Annotated in this window: 21 protein-coding genes; 11 read left to right on the top strand and 10 right to left on the bottom strand. The window is 61.6% G+C overall.

Features of this window, described 5'->3' with window-relative positions; all coding sequences use genetic code 11:
* Positions 1 to 26 precede the first annotated feature (26 nt).
* The 4 genes from accC to IAE77_RS19555 form a co-directional block, all read right to left on the bottom strand.
* A complete protein-coding gene (accC, locus tag IAE77_RS19570) occupies positions 27 to 1,388 on the bottom strand; it encodes an acetyl-CoA carboxylase biotin carboxylase subunit (protein ID WP_294230288.1) in 1,362 nt (453 codons plus the stop codon).
* A gap of 116 nt (positions 1,389 to 1,504) precedes the next feature.
* Positions 1,505 to 2,059 (bottom strand): acetyl-CoA carboxylase biotin carboxyl carrier protein, encoded by a 555-nt coding sequence (gene accB, locus IAE77_RS19565; RefSeq protein ID WP_294230286.1) that lies wholly within the window; start codon positions 2,057 to 2,059, stop codon positions 1,505 to 1,507.
* Positions 2,060 to 2,159: 100 nt separating this feature from the next.
* Entirely contained in the window at positions 2,160 to 2,972 is an 813-nt protein-coding gene (gene menB, locus IAE77_RS19560; RefSeq protein ID WP_294230285.1) for a 1,4-dihydroxy-2-naphthoyl-CoA synthase, read from the bottom strand.
* A 106-nt stretch (positions 2,973 to 3,078) separates the two neighbouring features.
* A complete protein-coding gene (locus IAE77_RS19555; RefSeq protein WP_294230282.1) occupies positions 3,079 to 3,993 on the bottom strand; it encodes a PfkB family carbohydrate kinase in 915 nt (304 codons plus the stop codon).
* 133 nt (positions 3,994 to 4,126) lie between these two features.
* On the opposite strand from IAE77_RS19555, the gene IAE77_RS19550 reads away from it, so the two are divergent.
* From IAE77_RS19550 to IAE77_RS19515, 8 genes are all read left to right on the top strand, one after another.
* A complete protein-coding gene (locus IAE77_RS19550) occupies positions 4,127 to 5,398 on the top strand; it encodes an OmpA family protein (RefSeq protein ID WP_294230278.1) in 1,272 nt (423 codons plus the stop codon).
* 5 nt (positions 5,399 to 5,403) lie between these two features.
* Positions 5,404 to 6,414 (top strand): hypothetical protein, encoded by a 1,011-nt coding sequence (locus IAE77_RS19545; protein WP_294230275.1) that lies wholly within the window; start codon positions 5,404 to 5,406, stop codon positions 6,412 to 6,414.
* A 195-nt stretch (positions 6,415 to 6,609) separates the two neighbouring features.
* The gene (locus IAE77_RS19540; protein WP_294230273.1) at positions 6,610 to 7,332 is read left to right on the top strand and encodes a hypothetical protein; all 723 of its coding nucleotides are present in this window, start codon (positions 6,610 to 6,612) and stop codon (positions 7,330 to 7,332) included.
* 121 nt (positions 7,333 to 7,453) lie between these two features.
* Positions 7,454 to 7,678, top strand: coding sequence for a hypothetical protein (locus IAE77_RS19535; protein ID WP_294230270.1), 225 nt, complete (start codon positions 7,454 to 7,456; stop codon positions 7,676 to 7,678).
* A 61-nt stretch (positions 7,679 to 7,739) separates the two neighbouring features.
* A complete protein-coding gene (gene lgt, locus IAE77_RS19530) occupies positions 7,740 to 8,699 on the top strand; it encodes a prolipoprotein diacylglyceryl transferase (protein ID WP_294230268.1) in 960 nt (319 codons plus the stop codon).
* Between the two features lie 73 nt (positions 8,700 to 8,772).
* The gene (locus IAE77_RS19525; protein ID WP_294230265.1) at positions 8,773 to 9,348 is read left to right on the top strand and encodes an RNA polymerase sigma factor; all 576 of its coding nucleotides are present in this window, start codon (positions 8,773 to 8,775) and stop codon (positions 9,346 to 9,348) included.
* Entirely contained in the window at positions 9,345 to 9,833 is a 489-nt protein-coding gene (locus tag IAE77_RS19520; protein WP_294230262.1) for a hypothetical protein, read from the top strand. Before IAE77_RS19525 ends, IAE77_RS19520 begins: the two co-directional genes overlap by 4 nt.
* Positions 9,834 to 9,865: 32 nt before the next feature.
* The gene (locus IAE77_RS19515; RefSeq protein WP_294230259.1) at positions 9,866 to 11,071 is read left to right on the top strand and encodes a PDZ domain-containing protein; all 1,206 of its coding nucleotides are present in this window, start codon (positions 9,866 to 9,868) and stop codon (positions 11,069 to 11,071) included.
* Between the two features lie 88 nt (positions 11,072 to 11,159).
* Here the strand turns inward: IAE77_RS19515 and IAE77_RS19510 are convergent, their stop codons facing one another.
* The 5 genes from IAE77_RS19510 to IAE77_RS19490 all read right to left on the bottom strand — a co-directional run bounded on the left by IAE77_RS19510 (position 11,160) and on the right by IAE77_RS19490 (position 19,420).
* Positions 11,160 to 11,711 carry a glutathione peroxidase gene (locus IAE77_RS19510; RefSeq protein ID WP_294230256.1) on the bottom strand — a complete coding sequence of 184 codons (552 nt, stop codon included), beginning with the start codon at positions 11,709 to 11,711 and terminating at the stop codon, positions 11,160 to 11,162.
* A 34-nt stretch (positions 11,712 to 11,745) separates the two neighbouring features.
* Positions 11,746 to 13,917, bottom strand: a complete 2,172-nt coding sequence (gene glgB / locus IAE77_RS19505; RefSeq protein ID WP_294230251.1) for a 1,4-alpha-glucan branching protein GlgB — start codon at positions 13,915 to 13,917, stop codon at positions 11,746 to 11,748.
* A gap of 10 nt (positions 13,918 to 13,927) precedes the next feature.
* Complete coding sequence (locus tag IAE77_RS19500; RefSeq protein WP_294230248.1) at positions 13,928 to 15,586, bottom strand: glycosyltransferase; 1,659 nt, start codon at positions 15,584 to 15,586, stop codon at positions 13,928 to 13,930.
* Positions 15,587 to 15,655: 69 nt separating this feature from the next.
* On the bottom strand, positions 15,656 to 18,304 hold the full coding sequence (locus IAE77_RS19495) for a class I tRNA ligase family protein (protein ID WP_294230246.1): 2,649 nt from the start codon (positions 18,302 to 18,304) through the stop codon (positions 15,656 to 15,658).
* A gap of 108 nt (positions 18,305 to 18,412) precedes the next feature.
* Positions 18,413 to 19,420 (bottom strand): M20/M25/M40 family metallo-hydrolase, encoded by a 1,008-nt coding sequence (locus tag IAE77_RS19490; protein WP_294230244.1) that lies wholly within the window; start codon positions 19,418 to 19,420, stop codon positions 18,413 to 18,415.
* Between IAE77_RS19490 and IAE77_RS19485 the strand changes: the two genes are divergently transcribed.
* The 3 genes from IAE77_RS19485 to IAE77_RS19475 all read left to right on the top strand — a co-directional run bounded on the left by IAE77_RS19485 (position 19,419) and on the right by IAE77_RS19475 (position 23,146).
* Positions 19,419 to 20,444, top strand: coding sequence for a lysophospholipid acyltransferase family protein (locus IAE77_RS19485; RefSeq protein ID WP_294230241.1), 1,026 nt, complete (start codon positions 19,419 to 19,421; stop codon positions 20,442 to 20,444). The genes IAE77_RS19490 and IAE77_RS19485 overlap by 2 nt on opposite strands.
* A gap of 102 nt (positions 20,445 to 20,546) precedes the next feature.
* Entirely contained in the window at positions 20,547 to 21,977 is a 1,431-nt protein-coding gene (locus IAE77_RS19480; protein WP_294230238.1) for an aldehyde dehydrogenase family protein, read from the top strand.
* A 53-nt stretch (positions 21,978 to 22,030) separates the two neighbouring features.
* The gene (locus IAE77_RS19475; RefSeq protein ID WP_294230233.1) at positions 22,031 to 23,146 is read left to right on the top strand and encodes an iron-containing alcohol dehydrogenase; all 1,116 of its coding nucleotides are present in this window, start codon (positions 22,031 to 22,033) and stop codon (positions 23,144 to 23,146) included.
* Between the two features lie 90 nt (positions 23,147 to 23,236).
* Here IAE77_RS19475 and IAE77_RS19470 read toward each other — a convergent pair.
* Positions 23,237 to 25,408 (bottom strand): DNA translocase FtsK (locus IAE77_RS19470; RefSeq protein WP_294230231.1); only part of this gene is annotated, 2,172 nt, incomplete at its 5' end.

The following is a 25,408-nucleotide window of genomic DNA, read 5'->3' as shown; positions in this document are numbered from 1 at the left end:
ATCAGTTCGTTGGTCCGCAGGGCACCTCAGGCCTTCTTTCCTTCCGCCCGGAGGAAGTTTTCGACCCAGGTGATGTCATACTGGCCGTTCTGGAAGTCGGAGGTGGTCAGGATCTGGCTTTGCAGCGGGATGCTCGTCTTGATACCTTCCACGGTGAATTCTCCCAGCGCACGGCGCATGCGCCGGATGGCGATGTCGCGGGTGGCACCGGTGACGATCAGTTTGGCGATCATCGAATCATAATACGGCGGCACTGAGTAGCCGGAATAGACGTGCGTATCGACGCGCACACCGCGGCCGCCGGAGGTGTACCACAGATTGATCTTGCCGGGGCTCGGTGCGAAGTTGCGGGCCGGATCTTCGGCATTGATGCGGCATTCGATGGAATGTCCACGCGGCTTGGCCTTCAGCACGTGCTCGGAGAGCGGCAGGCCGGCGGCGATGCGGATCTGCTCCTTGATCAGGTCACAGCCATAGACCTCCTCGGTGATCGGATGCTCCACCTGGATGCGGGTGTTCATCTCCATGAAGTAGAAGTTCTCGCCTTTGTTATCGACGAGATACTCGATCGTGCCGCAGTTCTCATAGCCGATCTGCTTGCAGATCTTCACTGTGGCGTCGCCCATGCGCTTGCGCAGTTCGGGAGACATCTTCGGTGAGGGGCACTCCTCGATGATCTTCTGGTTACGGCGCTGCATGGAGCAGTCGCGCTCACCCAGGTGAACCACATTGCCATGGGAGTCGGCCACGACCTGGAATTCGATGTGATGAGGCTTCTCGACCAGCTTTTCCATGTACATCGAGCCATCACCGAAACACTTCATGGCTTCCAGGGATGCCGCCTGGAAACTGGAGATCAGGGTGGCTTCATTCAGCACGGGACGCATCCCACGGCCGCCACCACCAGCGGAGGCTTTGATCATCACCGGGTAGCCGATCTTGCGTGCCCACTCGAGCGCCTCCTCTTCATTCTGGATGATGCCATCAGAACCCGGAGTGATCGGCACTCCGCACTTCTTCGCCGTCTCACGGGCCACGTTCTTGTCGCCCATCATGGCGATCACCCGGGAGCTGGGCCCGATGAACTTGATTTTGCACTTCTCGCAGACCTCGGCGAATTCCTCTTTTTCGGAGAGGAAGCCGTAGCCGGGGTGGATGGCATCGACATTGGCGATCTCCGCCGCCGAGATGATGCGGCTCATTTTCAGGTAGCTTTCCGTGCTCGGGCCGGGGCCGATGCAGATCGCCTCGTCGGCGAGGTGGACGTGCATCGAATCGACATCGGCTTCGGAATAAACCGCGACCGTTTTGACATCGAGTTCCTTGCAGGCGCGAATGATTCGCAGAGCGATTTCGCCACGGTTGGCGATCAGGACTTTTTTGAACATTTAAGGCGGAGGGCTGAGGGCGTAGAGCGGGGGTGTCTTGGCGAGACGATGGGTGAAGTGCGGGCGACGGGCGGGGTTCAGGAGACTGCTGGATTCCCGGCCCTTCGGTCCATGCTCTAGGCTTTGAGTTCGAACAGCGGCTGGCCGTATTGCACCGGCTTGCCGTCTTCCACCAGGACGCGGGTGATGGTGCCGCGAGTCTCGGCCTTGATCTCGTTCATGACCTTCATCGCCTCAATGATGCAGACGTTGCTGTTCTCATCGACGATGTCGCCCACGTTCGCAAAAGCCTTCTCCCCGGGGGCGGCGGCACGATAGAAGGTGCCGACCATGGGGGAATTGATCGTTGGACCGATCGGCTCGTTGGCCGGGGCGGCGGCAGCGGCCGGTGCCGGGGCGCTGGCTGGTGCTGCGGCGAACATGGGGGCAGGCGCGGCCATGGCCACGGGGGCGGCGGCAGGCACCGGCATGTTCTTGATGAAGTCCTTGATGGTGTTGAGGTCGGAACCTCGACGAAGTTCGAGCTTCGCGCCTTTTTGCTCGCTGTGGAAATACGTCAGGTCGTTCGCCGCCATCAGTTCCACGATCTCGCGAATTTGCTTCAAATCGTAGGCGCAGGAGGAAGCTGCGGGGGCGGGAGGGACCGGCTTGGAGGTGGTGCGTTTGGCCATGTTTGGGGGAGAGTGTGTCAAAGTTGACGCGCCGATACTACAAACTCCCCCGCCAGTGGCAACCACAAAGGCGTTCTTGACTTTCAAGCCGTCACGCGGGTCACGGCACCCGCGGAAACTTCGAAAAATCAGGCTTCCGCTTCTCCACGTAAGCGTTTTTGCCCTCCTTGGCCTCCTCGCTCATGTAATACAGCAGCGTGGCGTTTCCGGCGAGGTCGAGCAGCCCCATCTGGCCGTCACAATCCGCATTCAACGACGCTTTGAGGCAACGCAGGGCCAGCGGCGAGTGCTGGAGCATCTCCCGGCACCATTTCAGCGTCTCCTCCTCCAGCTTTTCCAGCGGAACCACGGTGTTCACCAGGCCCATTTCGAGTGCCTGCTTCGCGTCATACTGCCGGCACAGATACCAGATCTCGCGGGCCTTCTTCTGGCCGACAATACGGGCGAGGTAGCTGGAACCCAGTCCGCCGTCGAAACTGCCCACCTTCGGCCCGGTCTGTCCGAACCGCGCATTTTCCGCCGCGATCGTCAGATCACAAACCACATGCAGCACATGGCCGCCGCCGATGGCGTAGCCGGCCACCATCGCCACCACCGGTTTCGGGATCGTGCGGATCTTCCGCTGCACGTCGAGAATGTTCAGACGCGGAACCCCGTCATCGCCGATGTAGCCCGCATCGCCACGCACCTTCTGATCGCCGCCGGAGCAGAAAGCCAGCGGACCCTCGCCGCAGAGGATGATCACGCCCACCTCGCGGTCCTCATGCACGATGTCGAAGGCCTCCAGCATCTCCTTCACCGTCAGCGGCCGGAAGGCGTTGCGCACCTTGGGGCGGTTGATCGTGATCTTGGCGATGCCGTCGCTGGTTTTCTCCAGCTTGATGTCGGTGAAGGTCTTGATGGGGGTCCACATGGCGGAATGGGCGGAAGGAGTGGGAGTTGGTCAAAGTGAACAGCCCTGTCGGTGCGACAGGGTGGCACCTTGACCTCTGCGATACGTCTGATTGTTCAATGCAGCCTCAGGCGAAGCTGGTGAAGCCGCGCAGTTCGGCAATGCGGGAGGCGATGTCGGCCTTGGTGACGGTTTGCAGCTTGTGCGTGCTGAAGGCTTCACACGTGAAGCTGGCGGTCACGCTGCCGTGGACGACGGCGGTTTTGAGGTCGTCAAAGGTCGGCTTCGTCTTGCCATTCGCGGCCAGCCAGCCGGAAAGGCCGCCCAGGAAGCTGTCGCCAGCGCCAGTCGGATCAAACACGCTGTGCAGCGGGTAGGCGGAGCAGGCGAAGAAATCCTGCACTCCGGGGCCGAAGAGAAAGCTGCCGTGCTCGCCGCGTTTCACGATGACAAATCGCGGTCCCTTGGCCTGCAGGCGGCGTCCGGCATCGACGAGATTCGTGGTTCCGGCGAACTCCTTGGCCTCGCCGTCATTGATCACGAGCAGGTCGATGCGCTTCAGCACCTCATGCAGGCGCTCGTTCGCGATGTTGATCCACAAATCCATCGTGTCTGCGGTGACAAAGTCGGCCTGCACCTGGTCCAGCATTTGCATCTGGTTGTCCGGGCTCATGTTCGCGGCCACGGCCACCTTGGCAGCCCTGGCGGGCTCAGGCAGTTTCGGCTGCCACTGTTCCAGCACGTTGATGCCCACCTTGTGCGTGGTGCGGTTGTTCATGTCCTCGTGATACTCGCCGGTCCAGGTGAAGGACTCGCCGGTGCTGTGCTCCAGGCCGTCCAGCGTGATGCCGCGGGAGGCAAGCATGTCGAGATGCGCCTTCGGGAAATCGTGTCCGATCACGCCCACCAGGTGGATCGGCTGGCAGAAGATGCTCGCCGCCAGCGCTGCGTAGCTGGCCGAGCCGCCCAGCAGGTTTTCCTGCGAATCTTGCGGTGTTTTGACATTATCCAGGGCGACGGTTCCGGCGATGACGACAGACATGAGTGTGGGAGGTGGGTTGACGCAGTTAATTCTTGCCTCGCAGGCTGCGAACCATCACGGTACGCTGGCGCTGAGGGACGCGGAGTATCGGTTCCGCCCCTGATGTGTCAAATGCCTGCCTCGGATTCCGTCCATGCGTCTCAGCCTCGTCTTTTTCATGCTCATCCTGCTGCCGGTGGCCGCTGCGGTGCATGCGTGGCTCTTCTGTCGCGACAACCTCCCAGCACTGAGCCAGGAAGCCGTGAAACGCCTGAAGGATGCCGGTGTGCGTGATCCCGTGGTGGACATTCGCTTCTTCGACATCGCTGTCACTGGCGAGGCACCCGATCCTGACTCGCGAAAGAAGGCGTTGCAGGCCATTCGCAGCCTCGTCCCATTGCGCCTGCAACCAGGGGCTGACCGCCTGCATGTGCTGGCAGGGTTGAACGCCCGTCTGGACAGCAACACGCTGCATCTCACCGGCTGGCTGCCGGAGGGGGACGAGATCGAAAATGTGCGCCAGCTTCTGGCCGAGTTGCGTCCCGATCTCACGCTGAACACCCAGGCCCTCCACACCGCTCCTGAAGTGCGCTGGGCGGAAGGAACAAAGCCGCCGCTCACCGCCAGCAGCCCCCTGCTCAAGCCGGTGCTCGACATGCTGCGCGTCCCTGCGGAGCTGCACATCTCTGCCAAGGACGACGCCATCCTGCTCTCCGGTCTTCTCCCTGCCACGGCGTTGAAGCATGAACTCGTGTCCGCCCTGGCGGAGGTCGCCGGCGCACGCGTCGTCGATCCCTCCGCGCTCAAAGCCAGTCCACACGTGCTCTCCGCCTCGTTTGCCAGGCCGGAGTCGCTGGCGGCTTTTGTCAGCAGCTTCTTCCAGGCACCGCCGCCTCGCTCGTTTGACATCAGCGGGGACGGCATCCCACACCTCTCAGGCCTCGCCACGCGGCAGATGGAGAGTCAGTGGCTCGCGCTGCTGCGGCCCGTCACCGGCTCGGCCAAAGTCGATGCCCGGCTCACCTTTCTGCCCTCCACCTATCATTTCCCGGGCTATCAGCCACGCTCCGCCATCCCGCCAGCCACGCTGGAAGCGGTGCGTGGATCTCTGCGCGATGCCGCCATACACTTTGAGACGGGTTCGTCACAGATCCCGGCGGAGGAGCAGACAAAGCTCACCGCCCTCGCCCCCGTTCTCCTGTCGGCCGGACCCGCGCTGGGCATCATCGTCGGCGCCCACCCTGATCCCGCCGGGCCGGATGGCGTCGAGAAAGAAATCGGCAGGGCACGGGCGCAGGCGGTCATGTCCTTCCTCATTGACCAGGGCGTGCCCGCGAACTTCGATGTCGTGGTCTTTGATCCCGTGCCAGCCAGTTCCGCCGGAGCGCCTGCCATGCCCCGCACCGTCGAGCTTCTCATTCGATAGCCTTCATGAAATTCGACTTTGAATCCCTTTCCGCCGAGCCGCTGTTCTACATGCTCATGCACAGCGTTGCCTTCGTCACCGTGCTGGGGGTCATCTTCTTCATCGTCGGCCTGCTCTTCGGTTACGCCACCTGGGGCCGCTACAAGCGCCAGACCCGCGAACTGCGCGGCGAGACCGGCGCCCTGAAGCAGGAGGTCGCTGATTTGAAGCGCAAACTGGGCGAGCACACCCTGAAGTCCGGTCCTTCCGTCGCCATCGCCACCGAGACCATTCACATGCCACGCAATGGCGGCGGCGACACTCCTCCAGCCACCGCAGGCCCTGCATCGGACAACGCTGCTCCGGTGAAGGACAACCGCCTGCCGCTCGCCGAGGCCGCACGTCCGCCCTCCACCGCCCGCCGCACCCAGGCGCAGACCGGGGCCATCAAGGTCAAAACCGCTTCCATCAAGCCCCGGATTTCCGCCCTCAGCCCTCAGCCGGCAGACATTGAGGACCCCGTCAAAGCTCCCGAGCCCGTCAAACGCATCACCGCCAGCGTCAAGCTGCCCACACTGGCAGAAACGCCTCCGCCGCCCCCCGCACCCGCGCGTCATGCCTCACCGCTGGCCGCCATCGTCGCCTCGGCGCCTGCTTTGGAGAAAAAGGAGGGGCCGGCTGTTCCAGACAGCATCACCGCTCCCCAGGATGCGCCTGCCACGCCCGCCGCCGAGCTCCCAGTCGCCCCGCTGCCTGCCGTCGTCATCATTCCTGAGCTCGATCCCCGGCTCGGCCTCATCTACAAGACCAAGCCGGACAAAACAGATGACCTCACCGCCATCAAAGGCGTCGGAGACACCTTCCAGGAGCGCCTCCATGAGTTCGGCATCTACACCTACGAGCAGATCGCCACCTGGAACGAAGACCAGATCCGCGAATTCTCCGCCCGCCTCGCCTTCAAAGACCGAATCCAGCGCGAACGCTGGGTCGAGCAGGCCCAGCACCTCGTTTCCCAGAAAGTGACCGCCATGGCCTGAGATCCGGGCCTTCGCGGAGAATCGGTGCCATACCGAGTGTGGGGACTTCCGGGCCGCGAAGGGATTTGAGATTCGGAGTGAAGGTCCCGGTAAGCGCCCTTCGTGTTGCCGGATGCCGGGGTCAGGCGGTCCCTGAGCGGCCAGGGGGCGATGGACGCGCGATTACAGGCCAAACCAACGCCTGGAGGTCGATCTGTGAACTCACTGCAAACCCCTTCCCTTTTCTCATTGATCGCGCTGATGGCCGGATTCGCCATCCTTCTTCAGCCGAGTTCCGCCGTCGCGGCGGATCGCAGCCCAGGGATGCAGAAGGGCGTGACGGCAAAGACGACGGCCAGCCCGAAGAAGCGGGGCTTCTTCAACCTTTTGTTCGGGGGCCGGAGCGAGGTTCGGGGTCAACGTGAGTCGTCTGAGGTCTCGCGTGCACGCGGCACGACAACGCGCGCCTTCCTGCAGCCATCGCGGGTCGTGCATGTGCCGTCGGAGGGGACTGAGGCGGGTTTGGACGCTGGGATGCCGTTGGAGGGCCAGATGGTCAGCCGGCCGTATCCCGAGGCTCCGATGCTGGTCATCCGCAGTCACGACAACAAGCCGGTGGTCGTCCAACCACTGCTGAGGCCCTCCGCGTCTGCCACCGTCCCGGAACAGGCAAACGACACGACTGCGCAGGTGACGGCGGCGCTGGATCTGGCGGTTCCGGCTTCCAAGCATCCGGCTCCTGCTGATCCGCCCACTCCGGAAGAGCCGGTGGCACGGGCGGCCGTGCCGCTCTTTGCGAGTCCGGTTCCTGGCAGGCCCGGACTCGTCTATCCGCCGGGTTTGGAGCGGATTCCTGAGAACATCGTGGATGTGACCGGCCTGACGCCCGGTTCCAAGGCCCGCGATCCGCTGACGAAGGTGATTTTCCTCGTGCCTTGAACGGGGGATGCCGACACGGAGCGCCTTTCCGCCGGAGACGGCAGCGGAGATGCACGCAGCAGCAGCAGCCGGACTGGCGCAGGCGCAAGATGTGGCAATGATCCGGGTTTTGATTCGCCCCATGAGCCGCTACGCCAGCAACCAGGAAGTCGCCCGTTTCTTTGCCGAACACGGCATCGAAGTCACCCATGTCCGCCGTGAAGGAGATCTGCGCCATCTGCGTGTCCATGGACAGCCGCTGACGCTGCCGATGCCGGCCAGCGCGGAGGAGTGCCTGACACGGGTGCGGGAGAGCCTGGCATTGGCGGCGGACGGCCACAACACCACCGCCTGCGAGGTGCCATGATCACGCATTCCGCACCGCTTTTGCTCCTTGAGCCGCGGCCGCTCCCGTTCATGCCTAACGAATGACTTTGGCCTACTACCTGCACGACCTCAGCCCCCACTTGATCAAGATCACGGACCGCGTCGCCGTGCATTGGTATGGGCTGGCTTACGTGCTGGGATTCTATCTGACGTATCGCGTGATGCTGTTTCTGGCGAAGCGGAAGCTGTCTGAGATCAAACCCGAGGCCGTGGCGGATTTCATCACGATGGTGGCGCTGTTCGGCGTGGTCCTCGGCGGACGGCTGGGGTACATGCTGCTCTACAATTTTGACGAGTTCATCCACCGGCCGTGGATCTTCTTCCTGCTGAATCAAGGAGGCATGGCCAGCCACGGCGGCATCGCGGGTGTGGCGCTGTATTGCCTGTGGTATGCGCGGAAGCACAAGATCTCCTGGACCGGGATCGGCGACACGCTGGTCTGCGGCGCACCGCTGGGCATTTTCCTCGGCCGCATCGCGAATTTCATCAATGGGGAGCTGTTTGGGCGTGTGACGAATGTGTCGTGGGCAATGAAATTTCCCACGGAGATCACGCATCAGGATTTCGTGGCGCAGGGCGGGAGCGCGCAGTTGCAGCAGGATGTTTATCAAATGGGGCTGCAGCACAGCCCGGAGATCATCCGGTTCTTTGAGCAGAACCGCGGCGGACGTGCGGAGCTGGAGACGATCCTGCATCCCCGCCATCCCTCGCAGCTTTACGAGGCGCTGGGCGAAGGCCTGCTGCTGAGCGCCCTCCTGCTTCTCATCCGCGTGAAATTCCCCAAACTGCCGCACGGGATCGTCACCGGCCTGTTTTTCATCCTTTACGCCGTGGCCCGCATCTCACTGGAGTTTGTGCGCCAGCCGGACAGCGGCTCGGAGCTGATCATGGGCCTCACGAAGGGCCAGTTTTTCTCGACGTTCATGATCGTGACCGGGCTGGCGTTCATCGCCTACGGCTGGTTTTTCGGGAAACGGCCGCAGGAAACCGTCGGGGCCTGATTTTTCACCTTTCTCCGCACACAAAAAACGAGCCGGGAGGCGTTAGGCAGGTCGAACACCAGCCACCACGCGCATGGAAGCTCCCTTTGACTGGAAAAAAACCTTCGAGCAAGTCGCCCCGCAGCTCGTCCTGTATGCGCGGCAGCTTGTCGCGTCGAAGTCGGATGCCGAGGACGTGGTCCAGATGGCTTTCGTGAGGTGGTGGCGGCGGTTTCCGGACGGCGACAGCGCTCACATTCCCCTGCTCTATGCCGCAGTGCGGACCATCGCGCTGGATCAGCTTCGCTCCGATCAACGCCGCGTGAACCGGGAGGCCAAGTCTGACATCGCCCTGCCGCATGAGAACGCACCCACCTTCGATCCGCAGCCTGGACAGCAGGAAGTAGCGGGCATTGTCGAAAAAGCGCTGCAAGCCCTGCCTGAGCCGCAACGCGAGGTGGTGTCCCTGAAACTGTGGGGCAGCCTGACATTCAACGAAATCGCCGCGATGACCGGCGAGTCCATCAACACGATCGCGGGCCGCTATCGCTATGCCTTGCAGGCCCTGCACAAGAAACTGGCCCACCTCAAGGAAGATCTCCTCGGCACCACCGTGCCGCCGCCCGTCAACGTCCTGCCCTTCAGCACCCCACAGGAAGCCTTGTCATGAAAATCGAAGAACCCACCGATGCCCGGCTCGAAAACCTGCTGCGCGGTCTCGCCCCCGCCGCTGTCTCGCCCGGTTTGAAACAAAGCGTCGATGAAGAACTGCAGCTCGACATGAGCTGGCTGAACACGCCGTCCCGTCAGCGCCGGTCACCGCGTTGGCTTGCTTCCACGAGTTGGGCGGCGCTGGGAGCGGCTGCGGCGGTGGCGGTGATGAGCTATCTGCCCGCCCCTTCGATAACGGCACCTGCGGCAGCCGGCGGCACGCTGGCCACGTCCACACCGACCGTGATGCCCGTCTCCACCATTCGTGAATGGGAGGATGTGAAGGACGAGGGCATCCACTATAACCAGCAGCGTCTGCCGGAGCAGCATGTGCGGGTGATCACGCGTGACCGGCAGTCGTGGATCGATCCGCGCGATGGAGCGCAGATCACCGTGGAGATCCCGCGTGAGCAGAGGCTGGTGCTCCCGGTCGCCTTCCAATGAGTCTCCGAAAGCAACCTGAACTGCATCCAACCATGAAACTCAAACACTCCCTCCTGCTCGCCTGCCTCACGGCGTCTCCCACGTGGGCCCAGCAGGTGGACGAAAAGAAAAGCGAGGTCCGCGAGACCCAGAAGTCCGAATCTTCCTCAGCCGATGGACATGCCAGCGGCACCGCCACGGCCACAGCGAATTCCAACGGTGTGACCAAGTCCGAAACCCGTGGATTTGACTCCCGGACCGGCCGCAACCACCGCAATCAACCGAATCAACCTGGCCGCGGTGGCGCTCAGGCACCCGATCAGAAGCCGGTGGCCTACATTGGAGTGCTCACTCGTGAGGTGCCTCCGGAATTGCGCTCGCAGTTTTCCCTGCCCGACAGCTTTGGCCTGATGGTGGAGGAAGTCATGCCTGACTCACCTGCGGAGAAGGCCGGATTGAAGGTGCACGACCTGCTGTTGAAGTTCGAGGATCAGCAACTCGTCAGCATGGAGCAGCTCATGGTGCTGGTGCGCTCCAAGCACAAGGGTGACGTCGTCAATCTCACCGTCATCTCCGGCGGCAAGGAGTCACAGGTGCCCGTCACGCTGGGAGAGAAACTCACGCCGGTGGCGCAGCCGCAGAACGCCTTTGCTGGCATCCCCGATGGGGCCTTTCACTTCAACCGTCCCGGCGGCGGTTTCGGCGGGAACCTGCGCGGCTTCCAGGAGCAAAGTCGCGAGTTCAACGAGCAGATGCAGCGTTTTCAAAAGGAGATGCAGCAGTATCAGCAACGCATCCAGGACTGGGTCCGCCAGAACAACCAGGGGCCCATGCCGCAGCCGCCGATGTTCAACATGCCCGGCCAGCAGCCGCGTCGTGGGGGCGTCAATGGCGGCGTGAACATGCAGCCGGTGAATCCTGCCAACGGCAATGTCCAGCAGTTCAACTTCAGCGAGACTCACGCCGCCACCAACATCACCCGTCGTGATGACACCGGCGAATACACGCTCAAACGTGAGGATGGGAAGACGACCTTTGTCGCACGGCCCAACAATGCCCCTGAACAAAGCTGGCCGGTGAACACCGATGAAGAGCGCAAGGCCTTGCCGGAACAATTCCGTGACAAGCTGCGCATGATGGATGGCCCTGGCAGCAGCATCCGCATCGAGGTGAACCCCGCTCCTGACAAGAAGGCAGTTCCAGATGGCACCCGCCCCCCGTCATCCGGCCCAGGGCAGAAGCCGACCACCTCGGCGTGATCTTTGGAATCACGCCCGGCCATGAAAAAGCTGCGATGGCGTGAGCCGTCGCAGCTTTTGTTTTTTGCCAGTGATGCCAGGAGGGCGCTTACTTCGTCGCGAGTGCTTCCTTGATCGCATCCACGACCTCCGGGGCGTCCGGCTTGGTCTTCGGCTCGAAACGCTTCAAGATCTTGCCATCCTTGCCGACCAGGAACTTGCCGAAGTTCCACTTCACATCGCCTGGAAACGGCGATTCCGGGCCGCTGAGCACTTGGTAGAGCGGATGCTTGTCCGGACCTTTGCACACGACCTTGTCGAACATCGGGAAGGTCACCTTGTACTTTGTGGAGCAGAAGGTCTTGATCTCCTCATTGGTTCCCGACTCCTGCTTTCCATAGTCGTTGCAGGGGAAACCGAGGACGGCCAAGCCGTGCTTGCTGAACTCCTGGTTCAGCGCCTCAAGCTGCGTGTATTGAGGCGTGTTCCCGCAACGGGAGGCCACGTTGACGATGAGCATCACCTTGCCCTGATAGGCTTTCAGAGAGGTGTCTTTGCCGTCGATGTCCTTCAACGGAACATCATAGACCGACTTGGGCGCGTCCGCGGCGCTCAGGGCTGCCGCAGCAAGGAGGGTGGTGGCGAGGGTGAGTAATTTCATGGGGCGGAAGGAACGCCGCCCGGCTGGAAATCCTTCACCGTCCGATCACCAGCGTCGCCAGTGGCGGCAGATCAACCACCACGCTCCAGGGCTGGCCCTGCCAGGGCACCTGCTGTGCCTGGAACCCGGCGCCCACGCTGACGCCGGAACCAGCGTAGCTGGCGGCATCGGTGTTCAACAGTTCGCGGTAGCTGCCGCCGTCCGAGACGCCCACCCGGTAGTTTTTGCGCACCACTGGCGTCGCATTGACAACCACAGACACCTTGTCGCCGTCTGGCGAGCTGCGGGTGAAGGCGAAGATGCTGTTGTCAGCGTCGTTGGCATCCAGCCACGCAAATCCTCCCGCCTCATGGTCCTTCACGTGCAACGCGGGCCGTGAACTGTAGAAGTGGTTCAGGTCTTTGACGAGACGCTGCAGGCCACTGTGCTCCTCGCCGAGGAACAAGTGCCAGTCGAGGCTCCGGGCGTGGTTCCATTCGTCCCACTGGCCGAATTCGCCGCCCATGAACAGCAGTTTCTTGCCCGGATGCATCCACATCCACGCCAGGAACATGCGCAGGTTCGCGAACTTCTGCCAGCGATCGCCGGGCATCTTGTTGATGAGCGATCCTTTGCCATGCACGACCTCGTCGTGGCTCAGCACCAGAATGAAATTCTCATCGTAGGCGTAGATCATGGAGAACGTGGCCTCGCCATGATGATACTTCCGGTGCACCGGGTCCTCGTGCATGTAGCGCAGGCTGTCATTCATCCAGCCCATGTTCCATTTGAAGCCAAAACCAAGCCCGCCCGTGCTCACGGGACGTGAAACGCCCGGCCAGGCTGTGCTTTCTTCCGCGATGATGGTGGTGCCAGGATGCTTCGCGTAGCAGACGCTGTTCAGCTCCCGCATGAAGGCGATCGCATCCAGGTTCTCGCGACCGCCGAGGTGGTTTGGCACCCATTCCCCGGCTTTGCGGGAGTAGTCGAGATACAACATCGACGCCACCGCATCGACTCGCAGGCCGTCGATGTGAAATTCGTCCAGCCAGTAGAGCGCATTTGAGATGAGGAAGTTCTTCACCTCATGGCGGCCGTAATTGAAGATGAGCGTGCCCCAGTCCATGTGCTCGCCCAGACGGGGGTCTTCGTGTTCATACAAGGCGGTGCCATCGAATTTGGCGAGTCCATGGTCATCCTTCGGAAAGTGGCCCGGCACCCAGTCGAGGATCACCCCGATGCCCGCCTGATGAAAGCGATCCACCAGTTCACGAAACTCGTCAGGATTTCCAAAACGGCTCGTCGGCGCGAAGTAGCCCGTCACCTGGTAACCCCATGAGCCGTCGAAGGGATGCTCGGCAATGCCCATGATCTCGACATGGGTGAAACCGAGGTTCTTCACGTATGGCACCAGATCGTCAGCCAGCTCTCGATAAGACAACAAGCGGTTCCCCTGTTCGGATTTCCGCTTCCATGAGCCCAGATGCACCTCATAGATGCTCATCGCGCTACGATACACGTCCCGTGACGTGCGGGTCTGCATCCACTCGCCGTCCGTCCAGCGATAGCGCTCCAGGTCAAAGGTGAGGCTGGCGGTTTGCGTGCCGTGCTGGCTGAAGACCGCCATGGGATCACTCTTCACGCGCATGTGACCGTGCTTGTCGATCAGTTCGAACTTGTAGTGCGTCAGTTCAGTGATGCCTGGGATGAATATCTCCCAAATGCCCGCCTCGACCCGGTTGCGCATCGTGTGCACGCGGCCATCCCAGCGATTCCAGTCTCCGATCACCGACACGCGCTGCGCGTTCGGCGCCCAGACGGCGAACTGGCATCCAGCCACCCCGTCCACAGATTTCAGGCTGGCGCCCAGCACTTCCCAAAGTCGCTGGTGAGTGCCCTCGCGAAAATAGTACATGTCCTGGTCGCCCAACAGCAGTCCGAAGGAATAAGCGTCCCAGATGCAGCGCGCGTTTCCAGCATTATCCGCCAGTTCCAGCGTGTAGCTGCCACGGGGTGTCTCCACCTCGAAGAAGCCATCGTTGTGCAGTCTTTTGGCCTCAAACCGGGTGCCGCCACAAATCACGGTCACCTTGTCCGCATAGGGCTGGAAGGTGCGCACCACCTGCTTGTCCCCCCCCACCGTGTGCGGGCCGAGAAATGCGAACACATTTTGATGCCGGGCCTCCAGCACCGCCTGAATTTCTTCCTTCTTCGAATAGGGGGTCATCGAAGTCCATTCATGGAGCCTTTCGACGGGAAAGCAACGGTTCGAGTTGCTCCCTGATGATCTTCTCCCAGTTCAGCCGGAGCATCAATCGTCGCCGAGCCTGACGGGCTTTCACCTCTGCGTTGGCCTTGATTCTGCGCGCAAGGCCCTTCGGACTGGCGGTGAGCTTGAAAAACGTGGCACCTGCCGCCACTTCGCGATGCGCCGGGATGTCCGAGCAAAACACCGGCATCTGATGCAACGCCGCCTCGATCAAAGGCAGTCCGTAGCCTTCCTGGGTGCTCGGGAAGAACAGCGCATCCGCCATCTGGTAGAGGCTGCGTACGTCGTCATCGCTCAACACGGCCTTTTCGCCGAGGAAATGCACGCGTTTGGCCACACCAAGCTCTTTGGCGAGGCGTTTGAGCTCGCGGAAGTATTTCACGCCGTCTTTTTGATGCGGGTCGGGAGCGGCCGTGACGAGGTAAATGGCCTCCGGAAGCTCCGCGAGCACCTGCAGGCCCATCTCGATGTTTTTGCGCCGCACGAAGCGAGTCGGCTGCAAGAGCACCAGACCGGCTTTTTCGAGCTGGAGGGCCGAAACAAGCTCCGTGAGGCCCAAAACGGCTTTGGCATCGCAACCGTTCGGAATGACGTGGATCGGCTCGGAGATGTGTTTGGTGTATTCCGCCTTTCGATGCTCCGAAACGGCGATGTGGAGGGCCTGCGGCACTTTTTCGGCCCAGCGCACGTCATGCACCCAGTTGATCCAGCGGATGTCGCGACGCGAGTGCGTCAGCGCGATGATTTCTTCGGTCCACGCGAGGTCGAAAGGCATGGTGAAGACGTTGTGGACGATCACCATGGAGGGGCGACGATTCGTCGCCATTCCCAATCGGTAGGCCGACGATTCGTCGGCACTCCAAAGACGAAAACCATCCCTCAAATGAGCCTTCTCCGGGTTGTGGCGGATATAGCCATCGACGAACTCCCAATGCGAGGCACTGCGAATCAGGCGGTCGAAATAGCCTTTCTGCCACACCGTTCCCGTCGATCCCAAGATCAAGTTGATCGCTTTGGCGGATCGCTCCTTCCAATTCTGCACCACACGCTCCAGCGGCCAGCCGTCATGCAGGCGGACAAGGACATGCACATGGTTGGGCATCACGACGTAGCTCTTCAGTGTGTAACGGGTGCCGTCGAAAAACTGCAACGCCTTCTCCACCGCATCCGCGCAGGCCTTTTGGCGTAAAAGGCAGCTTCCGATCCCCTGATCGAGCAGGTCGAGGTAGCGCTCGGAGAAGCGTTGATGGTATTCGGCTTCGATGTCGGGCTCCCAAGGCTTGGGATGACCACGCAGCCAGGCATCGCGTTCGTTCATCCAGCCTTGGATGAACTCCTGCGGCAGTGAATCGGCCAGCCGCCAGGTGATGAAGCACCACACGCCGTCCTGATGCCAGTGCGGCAGGATGTGACGGTGTTTTTCAATCGGCCGCAACGGGTGCAGGAAAGGCGTGGGGAGTGGCGACGATTCGTCGCCCAGCATTTCCCGGAAGGCCGACGATTCGTCGGCGCTCCAAATCCGCACTTCGTGGCCCATGGCAGTCAATGCAGCAGCTTGCTCACCGATCACACGCTCCACGCCGCCGATGATGGGCGGTTTGGAGTAATGCAAGATGGCAATGCGCATTCAGCACCATGGAGGGGCGACGAGTCGTCGCCAAAAAGAATTTGGAAGGGCGACGAATCGTCGCCGCTCCTAAACCACCACGTTCACCAGCTTGCCGGGCACGACGATGATTTTCTTGGCGGGCTTGCCCTCCATGAATTCCTGCACGCGGGCGCTGGCGAGGGCGATCTGCTCGATCTCCTCCTTTGTGGCCTGGATCGGCACGCGGGCTTTGTCGCGCAGCTTGCCGTTCACCTGAAAAACGACCTCCACCTCGTCCTCGATGAGGGCGGCGGGATCGTAGGCGGGCCAGGTTTCGTCGCTGAGGAAGCGTTTGGCGGCCAAGGCGGGGAATTGGGAGCGGATCTGCGCGTTGAGTTCTTCGGCGAGATGCGGCGCGAAGGGGCTCAGCACCTTGAGGAAGGTCACGATGGCTCCCGCGGGCTTCACTTCCGCGCCGGTGAAGGCGTTCGTGCAGACCATCATCTGGCTGATCGCGGTGTTGAAGCTGAGCTTCTCGATGTCCTCGCCGCACTTCTTGATGGTCTCGTGCAGCGCTTTGGTGAGCTGCTTGTTCGCAGGCACGTCTTGCAGCGCCTTGGAGAGGCTCCACACGCCTTCGTCATCGACCTCCATGACGAGACGCCACACGCGGGCGAGGAAGCGATACACGCCCTCGACGCCCTTCATGCTCCACGGCTTCACCTGCTCCAGCGGGCCCATGAACATCTCATACAGGCGCAGCGCATCGGCGCCATACTCGCGCACGACGTCATCAGGATTCACCACGTTGCCGCGGGACTTCGACATCTTCTGACCGTCCTCGCCGAGGATGAGCCCTTGGTTCACCAGACGCTGGAACGGCTCCGGCGTGCTGACGTAGCCGAGATCAAAGAGCACCTTGTGCCAGAAACGCGCGTAAAGCAGGTGCAGCACGGCGTGCTCGGTGCCGCCGACGTAGAGATCGACGCCGCCGGGGCGGAGTTCTCGGTTCTCGATTCCCTGTTCTCTGTTGTTACCGCTCGCGGACGAACCGGGAACTGAGAACTGAGAACCGTGAACCGAACCGGTCATCCAATACCGCTCCGCCTCGACGCCAACGAACCTCTCTGAGTTCCGCGCATCGCAATACCGCAGGTAATACCAGCACGAACCCGCCCACTGCGGCATCGTATTGAGTTCACGCTTCGCAGTCGCGGAGTATTGGACCCAGTCCGTGGCTTTGGAGAGCGGAGGCTCGGGCGTGCCGGTGGGTTTGAAGTCTTCCAAGGTCGGCGGCATCAGCGGCAGCTCGCTTTCCGGAAGGCTGCGATGCTGGCCGTTCTCCCACACGATCGGGAACGGTTCGCCCCAGTAGCGCTGACGGCTGAAGAGCCAGTCGCGCAGCTTGAAGTTGGTGGTGCCTTTGCCGAGGCCCTTTTCTTCGAGCCAGGCGGTGATCTTCTTTTTCGCTTCCGGCGTGGACAGGCCATCGAGGAAGCCGGAGTTCACGGCGATGCCGTTGTCGGTGAAACCTTGCCAATCGTGACCTTCTGGCGGCTGCACAACCTGCTTGATCGGCAGCTCGAACTTCTTCGCGAACTCAAAGTCACGCTCGTCATGCGCGGGCACGGCCATGATGGCGCCGGTGCCGTAGCCCATGAGGACATAGTCGGCGATCCAGATAGGGATGCGCTCGTTGTTCACCGGATTGATGGCGTATGCGCCGGTGAAGACGCCGGACTTCTCCTTCGCCAGTTCGGTGCGCTCCAGATCGCTCTTCCGCGCGGTCTTTTCGCGATACTCCTCGACGGCGGCGAGTTGCTCCTCGCTCGTGATTTCGTCCACGAGGCGATGCTCGGGCGCGAGGACCATGTAAGTGGCTCCAAACAGCGTGTCGGGCCGTGTGGTGAATACCTGAATTTGAGATTTGAAATTTGAAATTTGAAATTGGACATGCGCACCTTCACTGCGGCCAATCCAGTTGCGCTGGAGCAGCTTGATGCTTTCCGGCCAGTCGAGGCCGTCGAGTTCGTCGATAAGGCGTTGCGCATACGACGTGATACGCAGCATCCACTGGCGCATGGGGCGACGCTCGACGGGGAAGCCGCCGACTTCGCTTTTGCCGTCCACGACTTCTTCATTCGCAAGCACGGTGCCGAGCTGCGGGCACCAGTTCACCGGCGCTTCGCTGACGTAGGCGAGGCGGCGATGGTCGATCTCCTCACGTGAGAGGCCCTGGGCTTCGAGTTCACTGATCGGATGCGCCTTGCCGTCGTCGCCGACGTAGGAGTTGTAGAGCTTCAGGAAGATCCACTGCGTCCATTTGAAGTAGCCGGGGTCGGTGGTGTTCACCTCGCGATCCCAGTCGTAGGCAAAGCCGAGCGATTTGAGCTGCTTGGTGAAGTTGGCGACGTTTGCCTCCGTGGTGACGCGGGGATGCGTGCCGGTTTTGATCGCATACTGCTCCGCAGGCAGGCCGAAGGCGTCCCAGCCCATCGGGTGCAGCACGTTGAAGCCGTTCATCTTTTTGAAGCGGCCGATGATGTCCGTGGCGGTGTAGCCCTCCGGATGGCCGACGTGGAGGCCGTTGCCGCTGGGATAGGGGAACATGTCGAGCACGAAGTACTTCGGCTTTGAGGCATCGAAGTCGGCATCACCGGGGTTGGGCGTGCGGTAGGCCTTGGAGGCCTCCCACTCGCCCTGCCACTTCGGTTCAAACTCGGAGAAAGGGAAGGCTTTGCGCTGCTCGCTGGACATAAGAGGGCGCGGAAGAAGGCGAGGAGGCGGAAAGTTCCAAGTTTAAAGTTTCACGTTTCAAGTTCCGCCGTTGGAGAACTTGAAACTTTGAACCTGAAACCAGGAACTCTATTTGAAGAGCTTCGACCCGGCCTTGAAGTGCGCTTCGTGCTCCTGCATGCGCATTTCCACGCGTTCGCGGATGGTGCGTTCGCCAATGCCGTCGTGTTTGGTGGCGACGAGCGCCTTGAGGAGATCGATCAGGGCCTTCAGATCGTCCATCATCACGTATTCCGTGGCGATCTGACGGGTGTCACTGAGGTTGTGGTAGTTCCCGAGCGAAATGGAGATGCCTGCGCTGCGAACACCGAGAGCCTGAACGGCCGTGGCTTCGCAAGCACCGGCGTCGAGGAGACAGCGTTGCACACGGATGCCTTGTTCCTTCGCGGTCGTCATCAAAACGGCCACAGCTTCACTGTCGAAGATCGAAACACGGTCGCCCACACGAATCACCGGGCCACCGCCCATCACGGCACCGTTCACGGGACGGCTGGTTTCGAGCGAGAGAAACACGCTGTCTTTGCCAAAGGGCCACTTTTGCGCGAGCTGCCAGGCGCCAAGCCAGCCGACCTCCTCCGCACGGGTGAAGGCCGCATGCACCGTGGTCTGGATGTTCAGGCGGGCCAGTTCGAGAAAGGTCATCACGATGGCTGCGCAGCCGATCAAATCATCGCAAGCAGTGGCCTCAATGCGGCTGTTGGTCACGTTCACCGGGAAGTTCCACGTGGCGATCTGACCCTTGGCCTTGCGCAGGCCCTTCTTGACCGCGGCATCGATGGATTCCTGCGGAATGCCACCACCACCGAGCAGTTCCCACTCATCGCGCTTCGTGCTGCCTGCGGGTTTGACGAATCCCGGATGGTCCATGTGTGCGGCGAGCACCCAGGTGGGCTTGCTCTTGGATTTGCCGTTCTTGTAGGTCGCAAGCAGGTTGCCGAACTTGTCGCGCTTCAACTTCACGTGGCGGCAATCTTTGAGCAACGACTCGATCTCCGCACGCACGTGGTATTCGTGAAACGGAGCCGTCGGCTGTTTGAGGAGCCGCTTGAGAATGTTGTTGAGGTTGGGCGATGCCATGCGCCATCGTAACTCGATTTTCGCAAACACCAAACGCCGCGTGAAGAAGCTCCGATATTTCTTTGAGACTGCCCTGATTGAATCTGCCGCGTGGATCATGCCGAGGCTGCCGCGCAGTTTCATTCTCTGGCTTTCGCGAGGCATCGGCTCAGCGGCTTATCTTGGTGACAAGCGTGGCCGCAAGACAGCTTTGGAGAACTTGAAGTGTGCGTTTGGAGATCGCTACACGCCTGCGGAACGGGCGCGAATCGCCCGCAAGTCATACCAGGTGTTTGCCCGCACGTTCCTGGATCTGTTCTGGTCCTCGCGGCTCACGAAGGACTCATGGCAGCAGTTTTTCAGCATCCATCTGCCCAAGGCTGAGGATGAACAGCAGGCACGCGAGACCGGTGGTGTGTGGGTGACGCCGCATTTCGGCAACTTCGAGCTCGTGAGCATGGTTTGGGGCTTTCGTGGCTTCAAATTCACCGTCGTGGCGCAGGACTTCAAAAACCCCGCTCTTACGCATGTCTTCAAGCGCCTCCGCTCACATTCGGGCCACGACATCATCGCTCAGGAGAATGCGATGTTGAAGCTCATGAAGGCGCTGAAACGCCAGGGGCATGCGGGTTTGCTGACAGATTTGAACATCGTCCCAGGCCGGGCGGCGACGGCGATTCAATGCTTCGGCCTGTGGACCAGCGTGCCCACCCTGCATGTGGAGCTGGCCAAGCGGCTCGGCCTTTCGATCATGACGGGCGTTTGCCGGCCGCTTGATGATGGGCGCTACGAGGTTCACATCTACGAAGCCATCAAGCCCGGCGCCGATGAAGACACGCAGCAGCTCACACAGCGGGTATGGGATCACTTTGAAAAAGCCATCCGCGAGCATCCCGAGTGCTGGCTGTGGATGTACAAACACTGGCGCTATCGTCCGGTCGGCAGCCATGGCGTGCCGCACCCAGATTATCCCTCGTATTCAAACCTCTCCCCTGCCCTGATCGAGATGATCCCGCCCGCTTTGCGTCCTGTGCAAAACGTGTGAGCCGAACTGGGTGAAAGACCGGCCCGTGCGCGCCAGTTTTTTCGTTGCCGCGCGAGTTCCGCACTCGTAAACCTCCCGCTCTCTTCCAAAAACAACCGCCCAATGTCCATCCCGCATCTTCCCGCTCTTCGCAAAGGCCGTCCTTATGAGTCGCTCGACAAGGCCCAGGTCAAAGACCACAAAACAGGCGAGGTCTGCGCCGAAGTAAGCCAGGTGAATGCCGGCATCGTGCGCAAGGACCTGGCAAAGATCGCCGAGGCGCGTGCGGCGCTGAAGAAATTCACGGTGCAGCAGTTGATCGACATCACCGCCAAGGCGGGTGATCTGTTCCTGAATGGCACCCTTCCGCTCGGTGACAAGGGCCACACGCAGTCGCCGCAGGAATACATCGCCACGCTTTCCCGCACCAGCGGCCTGCCGCACATCATGGTGAAGCGCAACATGACGAAGATTCACTTCGCCATGACGAACATGAAGATGATCCTTAACGGCCTCACCCGCGGCCTCGACATGGAGGTCATTGACCGTGGCTTCGGCACGCAGGCAGGCTGCCCGGTTGCTTACTTTCCCACCACGAAGTCCCTTGGCCTTGTGATGCCGAGCAATTCGCCTGCGGTGAACTCGCTCTGGCTGCCGTCCATCGCCTTGAAGATCCCCGTGGTCATCAAACCGGGCCGTGAGGAGCCGTGGACGCCGTATCGTTTGATCCAGGCCTTCATCGCCGCCGGTGCGCCTGCGGAAGCTTTCGGCTTCTACCCCACCGACCACGAAGGCAGCGGCGAAGTCGTCAAACTCAGTGGCCGCAACCTCGTCTTCGGCGACGTGAACATCGCCAAAATGTACGAAAACAACCCCGCCGTGCAGGTCCATGGCCCGGGCTGGAGCAAGATCATCATCGGCGAGGACAAGATCGAGAACTGGAAGGAATACATCGACGTCATCGTCAGCTCCATCAGCGACAACGGCGGCCGCTCCTGCATCAATGCCTCCGCTGTCATCGTGCCGAAGTATGGCAAGGAGATCGCCACCGCCATCGCCGAGCGTCTGGGGCCGGTGAAGCCGACGGCTTCCGACGACGAAAACGCCCGCCTTTCCGGCTTCGCCAATCCGAAGATGGCCGACTACATCGACAGCGCCATCGACAACGACCTGAAGACTCCCGGAGCCGAGGATGTGACCGCCCAGTTCCGCGACGGTCCACGCAAGGTCGAATTCGAAGGCGGCATCTTCCTGCGCCCAACGATCATCTGGTGCTCCGACAACAAGCACCCGCTCTCCAATCGCGAGTTCCTCTGCCCTTACGCCAGCGTTCTGGAAGTTCCGCAGTCCGAGGTGCTCGGACGCATCGGTTACTCCCTCATCGTGACTGCCATCACGCAGGACGCGAACTTCATCAACGACCTGCTCGAATGCGGCGACATCGACCGCCTCAACATCGGGCCGATCAGCACGATGAAGATCAGTTGGGACCAGCCGCACGAGGGCAACATGTTCGAGTTCCTCTACAAGCGCCGCTCAATTGACTGCGCCTGAGCCACATAGCAGAGACTTTCCAGTCTGTGGTCATTCTGTCCCGTAGCTCACCCATGTCCCTTGCTCCCTTCGACCATCAGCCGCGCACGCGGCTCATCTTTGGCAATGGCACGCTTGCCCGTGTGGGTGAGCTGGCGCGGGATCTTGGCCAGCGTGCGCTCATCGTCAGCGACCCTGGCATTGTGAAGGCCGGTTATGTGACCCGTGCGGTCAGCTTTCTCATCGAGGCCGGGCTTCAGGCCCGCGTTTTCGGTGAAGTGCGTGAGAATCCCAGTACCGAGGATGTGGATGCCTGCGTGGCAGCCGCTCGCGAGTTCGGGGCGGATTTGCTCATCGGATTGGGAGGCGGCAGCAGCATGGACACCGCGAAGGGCTGCAACTTCATCCTCACCAACGGCGGTCGCATGCACGACTACTGGGGCACCGGCAAGGCCACGAAGCCGATGCTGCCGCTCATCACCATTCCCACCACCGCAGGCACCGGCAGCGAATGCCAGAGCTATGCGCTCATTTCGGATGCGGAGACGCATGTAAAGATGGCCTGTGGTGATCCCAAGGCGGCGGCAAAGATCGCCATCCTCGATCCCGAACTGACCATTTCCCAGCCGCAGCGTGTCACCGTCTGCACCGGCATGGACGCGCTCTCGCACGCGCTAGAAACGGCCGTCACCAAGAAGCGCAACGCCCTTTCCTCACTCTACTCGCGTGAAGGCTTCCGCCTGTGCCATTCCGGCTTCAGCCGCGTCCTGCGCGACCCGAAAGATGTCGAAGCCCGCGGCATGATGCTCCTCGGAGCCGCCTATGCCGGCATCGCCATCGAAAACAGCATGCTCGGTGCCGCGCATTCCTGTGCCAACCCGCTCACCGCGAAATTTAACGTGGTGCATGGCGAGGCCGTCGGCGTCATGCTGCCCCACATCATTCGATTCAACTCCAAGCTGCCCGAAATTGCCGCCGTTTACGAAAGCTACTTCGGTGGCGACCTTGCCGACCGCGTCAGCGAACTCCTTTGGGAAGCCCGCATGCCGCAGAAGATCTCCGAACACGGTGTGAAGGAGGAAAACCTCCGCGATCTGGCCGAAATGGCCGCCAAACAGTGGACCGCCCAGTTCAACCCCCGCGAGCCCAGCGTGGAGGACTTCATTGAGCTGTATCGCGCAGCCCTTTAGCCTCAGGAACAAGAACGGCTGGCTTGGCCGATGGCATTCGCGACAAGCCGAGTTGCAGACCATGCAGAAAGAGGCTGCCCATGCCAGCCATCAATCCATCTGCACGAGAATCTCACGCGGCTTGGCGCCTTCGCCGGGGCCGATGATGCCGCGATCCTCGAGGATGTCGATCATGCGGGCGGCGCGGCCGTAGCCGAGGCGCAGGCGGCGTTGCAGGAGGCTGGTGCTGGCCTTTTTCTCCTGACGGATGACCTCCAGGCACTTCTCCAGGCACTCCAATTCCTCGGCGCTGACGCCATCCTCACCTTCACCGTCCTCATCGCCGAAACCGTTGCCCTCTTCATCGACTTTCACATCGAAGACCGGCTTGCCCTGGGTGACGCAGTGATCGACGAGGGCATGGATCTCATCATCGGTGACCAACGCTCCCTGGCTGCGCACGGGTTGGGCGCCACCGGGCGGCACGTAGAGCATGTCGCCCTTGCCGACGAGGTTTTCAGCGCCTTTGCGATCAAGAATGACGCGGCTGTCGAGCGCGGAGGAGACCTGGAAGGCGATGCGGGTGGGGATGTTCGCCTTGATCACGCCGGTGATGACGTCCGCCCGCGGGGTCTGGGTGGCGACGATGAGATGGATGCCTGCGGCACGTGCCATCTGGGTGATGCGTGCGATGGCCACTTCGATGTCGGCGGGAGCGGTCTGCATCAAATCGGCCAGCTCATCGACGATGACCACGATGTAGGGCATCGTGTCGGGAATGACCACTTCCTGCTTCGGCGGGGGCGGCGGTTGGGAGTCGCCCAGCCAGGTGCCGCTGGCGTCGCGAAGCTCAGGATCACCATCCACGGTGCCGACTTCGGCGGTTTTCGGCGCTGGATCGGCCGCAGCGGCTTCCTTGGCGAATTCTGCCGAGACACGCGCATCATCGACGCCTGCCTTGACGGGCGGATTGGTGCCCGCAGCGGCATTTCGGGCCGCACGGGCTGCATCCGCCTCGGCCTTGCGCTTGCGATTGCGATTGTTGAAGGCCTCAAAGTTGCGGCAGCCTTCCTGCGCGAAGATTTGATAACGGTTTTCCATCTCCTTCACCACCCAGCGCAACGCGAGCAGTGCCTTCTTCGGGTCGGTGACCACGGGAAGCGCCAGGTGCGGCAGTTCCTCGTAGTTCTGCATTTCCACGACCTTCGGGTCGATCATGATGAAGCGCAGCTCGTCCGGCGCGAAACGGCACAGCAGGCTGGTGATGATGCTGTTGATGCACACCGATTTCCCGGAACCGGTGGCACCCGCGACGAGCAGATGCGGCATGGCGGCCAGATCGCCGATGATGGTTTTGCCATACACGTCCTTGCCGAGCGCCACCGGCAGCTTGGCCTTGCCGTTGACGAAGTTGTCGTCCTCCAGCAGCTCTCGCAGCGGCACGACGATCTTGTCCTTGTTCGCCAGTTCGATGCCGACGGTGTCCTTGCCCGGAATGGGTGCCAGGATGTTGATGCGCTCCGCACGAGTCGCACGGGCGATGTCGGCGTCGAGATTGGCGATGCGGCTGACGCGCAAGCCATCGACGGGACGCACCTCGTAGCGGGTGATCGCCGGACCGCGGGTGATGTCGCCCGGTTCCACGCTGATGCCAAAGCTGGCCAGCGCCTTGACGATGGTGGCCTGGATCGCCAGCAGCTCTGATTTGTCCGTCGGCGCATGATTGCCTTCGTCCGCCCAGCGCAGCAGGTCCATCGGCGGGAGCTTGTAGTCCTTGAAGCGAACCGTGAGATTGCCCAGCGAGCCATGCGGGGCCTGCTCGATCTTCTGCGCCCGTTTTTTCTCCCAGACCTCCGCCAGCTTCGGCTTGTCCGAGTTCTCGTCGTGGGAACGCGGGATGGAGGCGTCGATGATCTTCGGTGCTGGCGGGTCAAACTTCAGCGGCAGTTCGAGATTCGTGGCCATAGGCCCCGGCGTGTCGCCCCGCAGTTCGGAGGCGCCCTTCTTTTTCTTCCGCAGATCAGCTGGCACCGGGGTGAGCGTGCCGGGAATCGTGTTCGCGGCCTCCTCGGCCAGTTTTTCCTCCGCCAGCCTGCGTGCCTCCTGCTCCTGCTGCCAGCGGGTAAATTCTGCACGAATGCTGCGCAGCGCCTGCAGCGGATGCGTTCCTGTCACGAGAAACAGCCCCATCAGATAAACCATTCCCAGCACGAGCGTCGCCCCGACTTTGCCCAGCAGCGTTCTCAAAATGCTGCCACCGATCACATGGCCGAGCCCGCCCGC

It is taken from the genome of Prosthecobacter sp., assembly GCF_014879935.1.
In the GTDB taxonomy this organism is placed as follows: Bacteria; Verrucomicrobiota; Verrucomicrobiia; order Verrucomicrobiales; family Verrucomicrobiaceae; genus Prosthecobacter.
The sequence above is the reverse complement of the archived record's forward strand: the minus strand, read 5'-3'. Positions and strand labels throughout refer to the sequence as shown.

What these genes read in the sequence shown, in the direction of transcription:
- IAE77_RS19510 (WP_294230256.1), bottom strand. Translation starts at nt 11,711, where the DNA reads ATGAAATTACTCACCCTCGCCACCACCCTCCTTGCTGCGGCAGCCCTG.
- IAE77_RS19475 (WP_294230233.1), top strand. Translation starts at nt 22,031, where the DNA reads ATGTCCCTTGCTCCCTTCGACCATCAGCCGCGCACGCGGCTCATCTTT.
- IAE77_RS19490 (WP_294230244.1), bottom strand. Translation starts at nt 19,420, where the DNA reads ATGGCATCGCCCAACCTCAACAACATTCTCAAGCGGCTCCTCAAACAG.
- accC (WP_294230288.1), bottom strand. Translation starts at nt 1,388, where the DNA reads ATGTTCAAAAAAGTCCTGATCGCCAACCGTGGCGAAATCGCTCTGCGA.
- IAE77_RS19525 (WP_294230265.1), top strand. Translation starts at nt 8,773, where the DNA reads ATGGAAGCTCCCTTTGACTGGAAAAAAACCTTCGAGCAAGTCGCCCCG.
- IAE77_RS19545 (WP_294230275.1), top strand. Translation starts at nt 5,404, where the DNA reads ATGAAATTCGACTTTGAATCCCTTTCCGCCGAGCCGCTGTTCTACATG.
- IAE77_RS19485 (WP_294230241.1), top strand. Translation starts at nt 19,419, where the DNA reads ATGCGCCATCGTAACTCGATTTTCGCAAACACCAAACGCCGCGTGAAG.
- lgt (WP_294230268.1), top strand. Translation starts at nt 7,740, where the DNA reads ATGACTTTGGCCTACTACCTGCACGACCTCAGCCCCCACTTGATCAAG.
- IAE77_RS19555 (WP_294230282.1), bottom strand. Translation starts at nt 3,993, where the DNA reads ATGTCTGTCGTCATCGCCGGAACCGTCGCCCTGGATAATGTCAAAACA.
- IAE77_RS19500 (WP_294230248.1), bottom strand. Translation starts at nt 15,586, where the DNA reads ATGCGCATTGCCATCTTGCATTACTCCAAACCGCCCATCATCGGCGGC.
- IAE77_RS19495 (WP_294230246.1), bottom strand. Translation starts at nt 18,304, where the DNA reads ATGTCCAGCGAGCAGCGCAAAGCCTTCCCTTTCTCCGAGTTTGAACCG.
- glgB (WP_294230251.1), bottom strand. Translation starts at nt 13,917, where the DNA reads ATGACCCCCTATTCGAAGAAGGAAGAAATTCAGGCGGTGCTGGAGGCC.
- IAE77_RS19515 (WP_294230259.1), top strand. Translation starts at nt 9,866, where the DNA reads ATGAAACTCAAACACTCCCTCCTGCTCGCCTGCCTCACGGCGTCTCCC.
- IAE77_RS19535 (WP_294230270.1), top strand. Translation starts at nt 7,454, where the DNA reads ATGAGCCGCTACGCCAGCAACCAGGAAGTCGCCCGTTTCTTTGCCGAA.
- IAE77_RS19480 (WP_294230238.1), top strand. Translation starts at nt 20,547, where the DNA reads ATGTCCATCCCGCATCTTCCCGCTCTTCGCAAAGGCCGTCCTTATGAG.
- accB (WP_294230286.1), bottom strand. Translation starts at nt 2,059, where the DNA reads ATGGCCAAACGCACCACCTCCAAGCCGGTCCCTCCCGCCCCCGCAGCT.
- menB (WP_294230285.1), bottom strand. Translation starts at nt 2,972, where the DNA reads ATGTGGACCCCCATCAAGACCTTCACCGACATCAAGCTGGAGAAAACC.
- IAE77_RS19520 (WP_294230262.1), top strand. Translation starts at nt 9,345, where the DNA reads ATGAAAATCGAAGAACCCACCGATGCCCGGCTCGAAAACCTGCTGCGC.
- IAE77_RS19550 (WP_294230278.1), top strand. Translation starts at nt 4,127, where the DNA reads ATGCGTCTCAGCCTCGTCTTTTTCATGCTCATCCTGCTGCCGGTGGCC.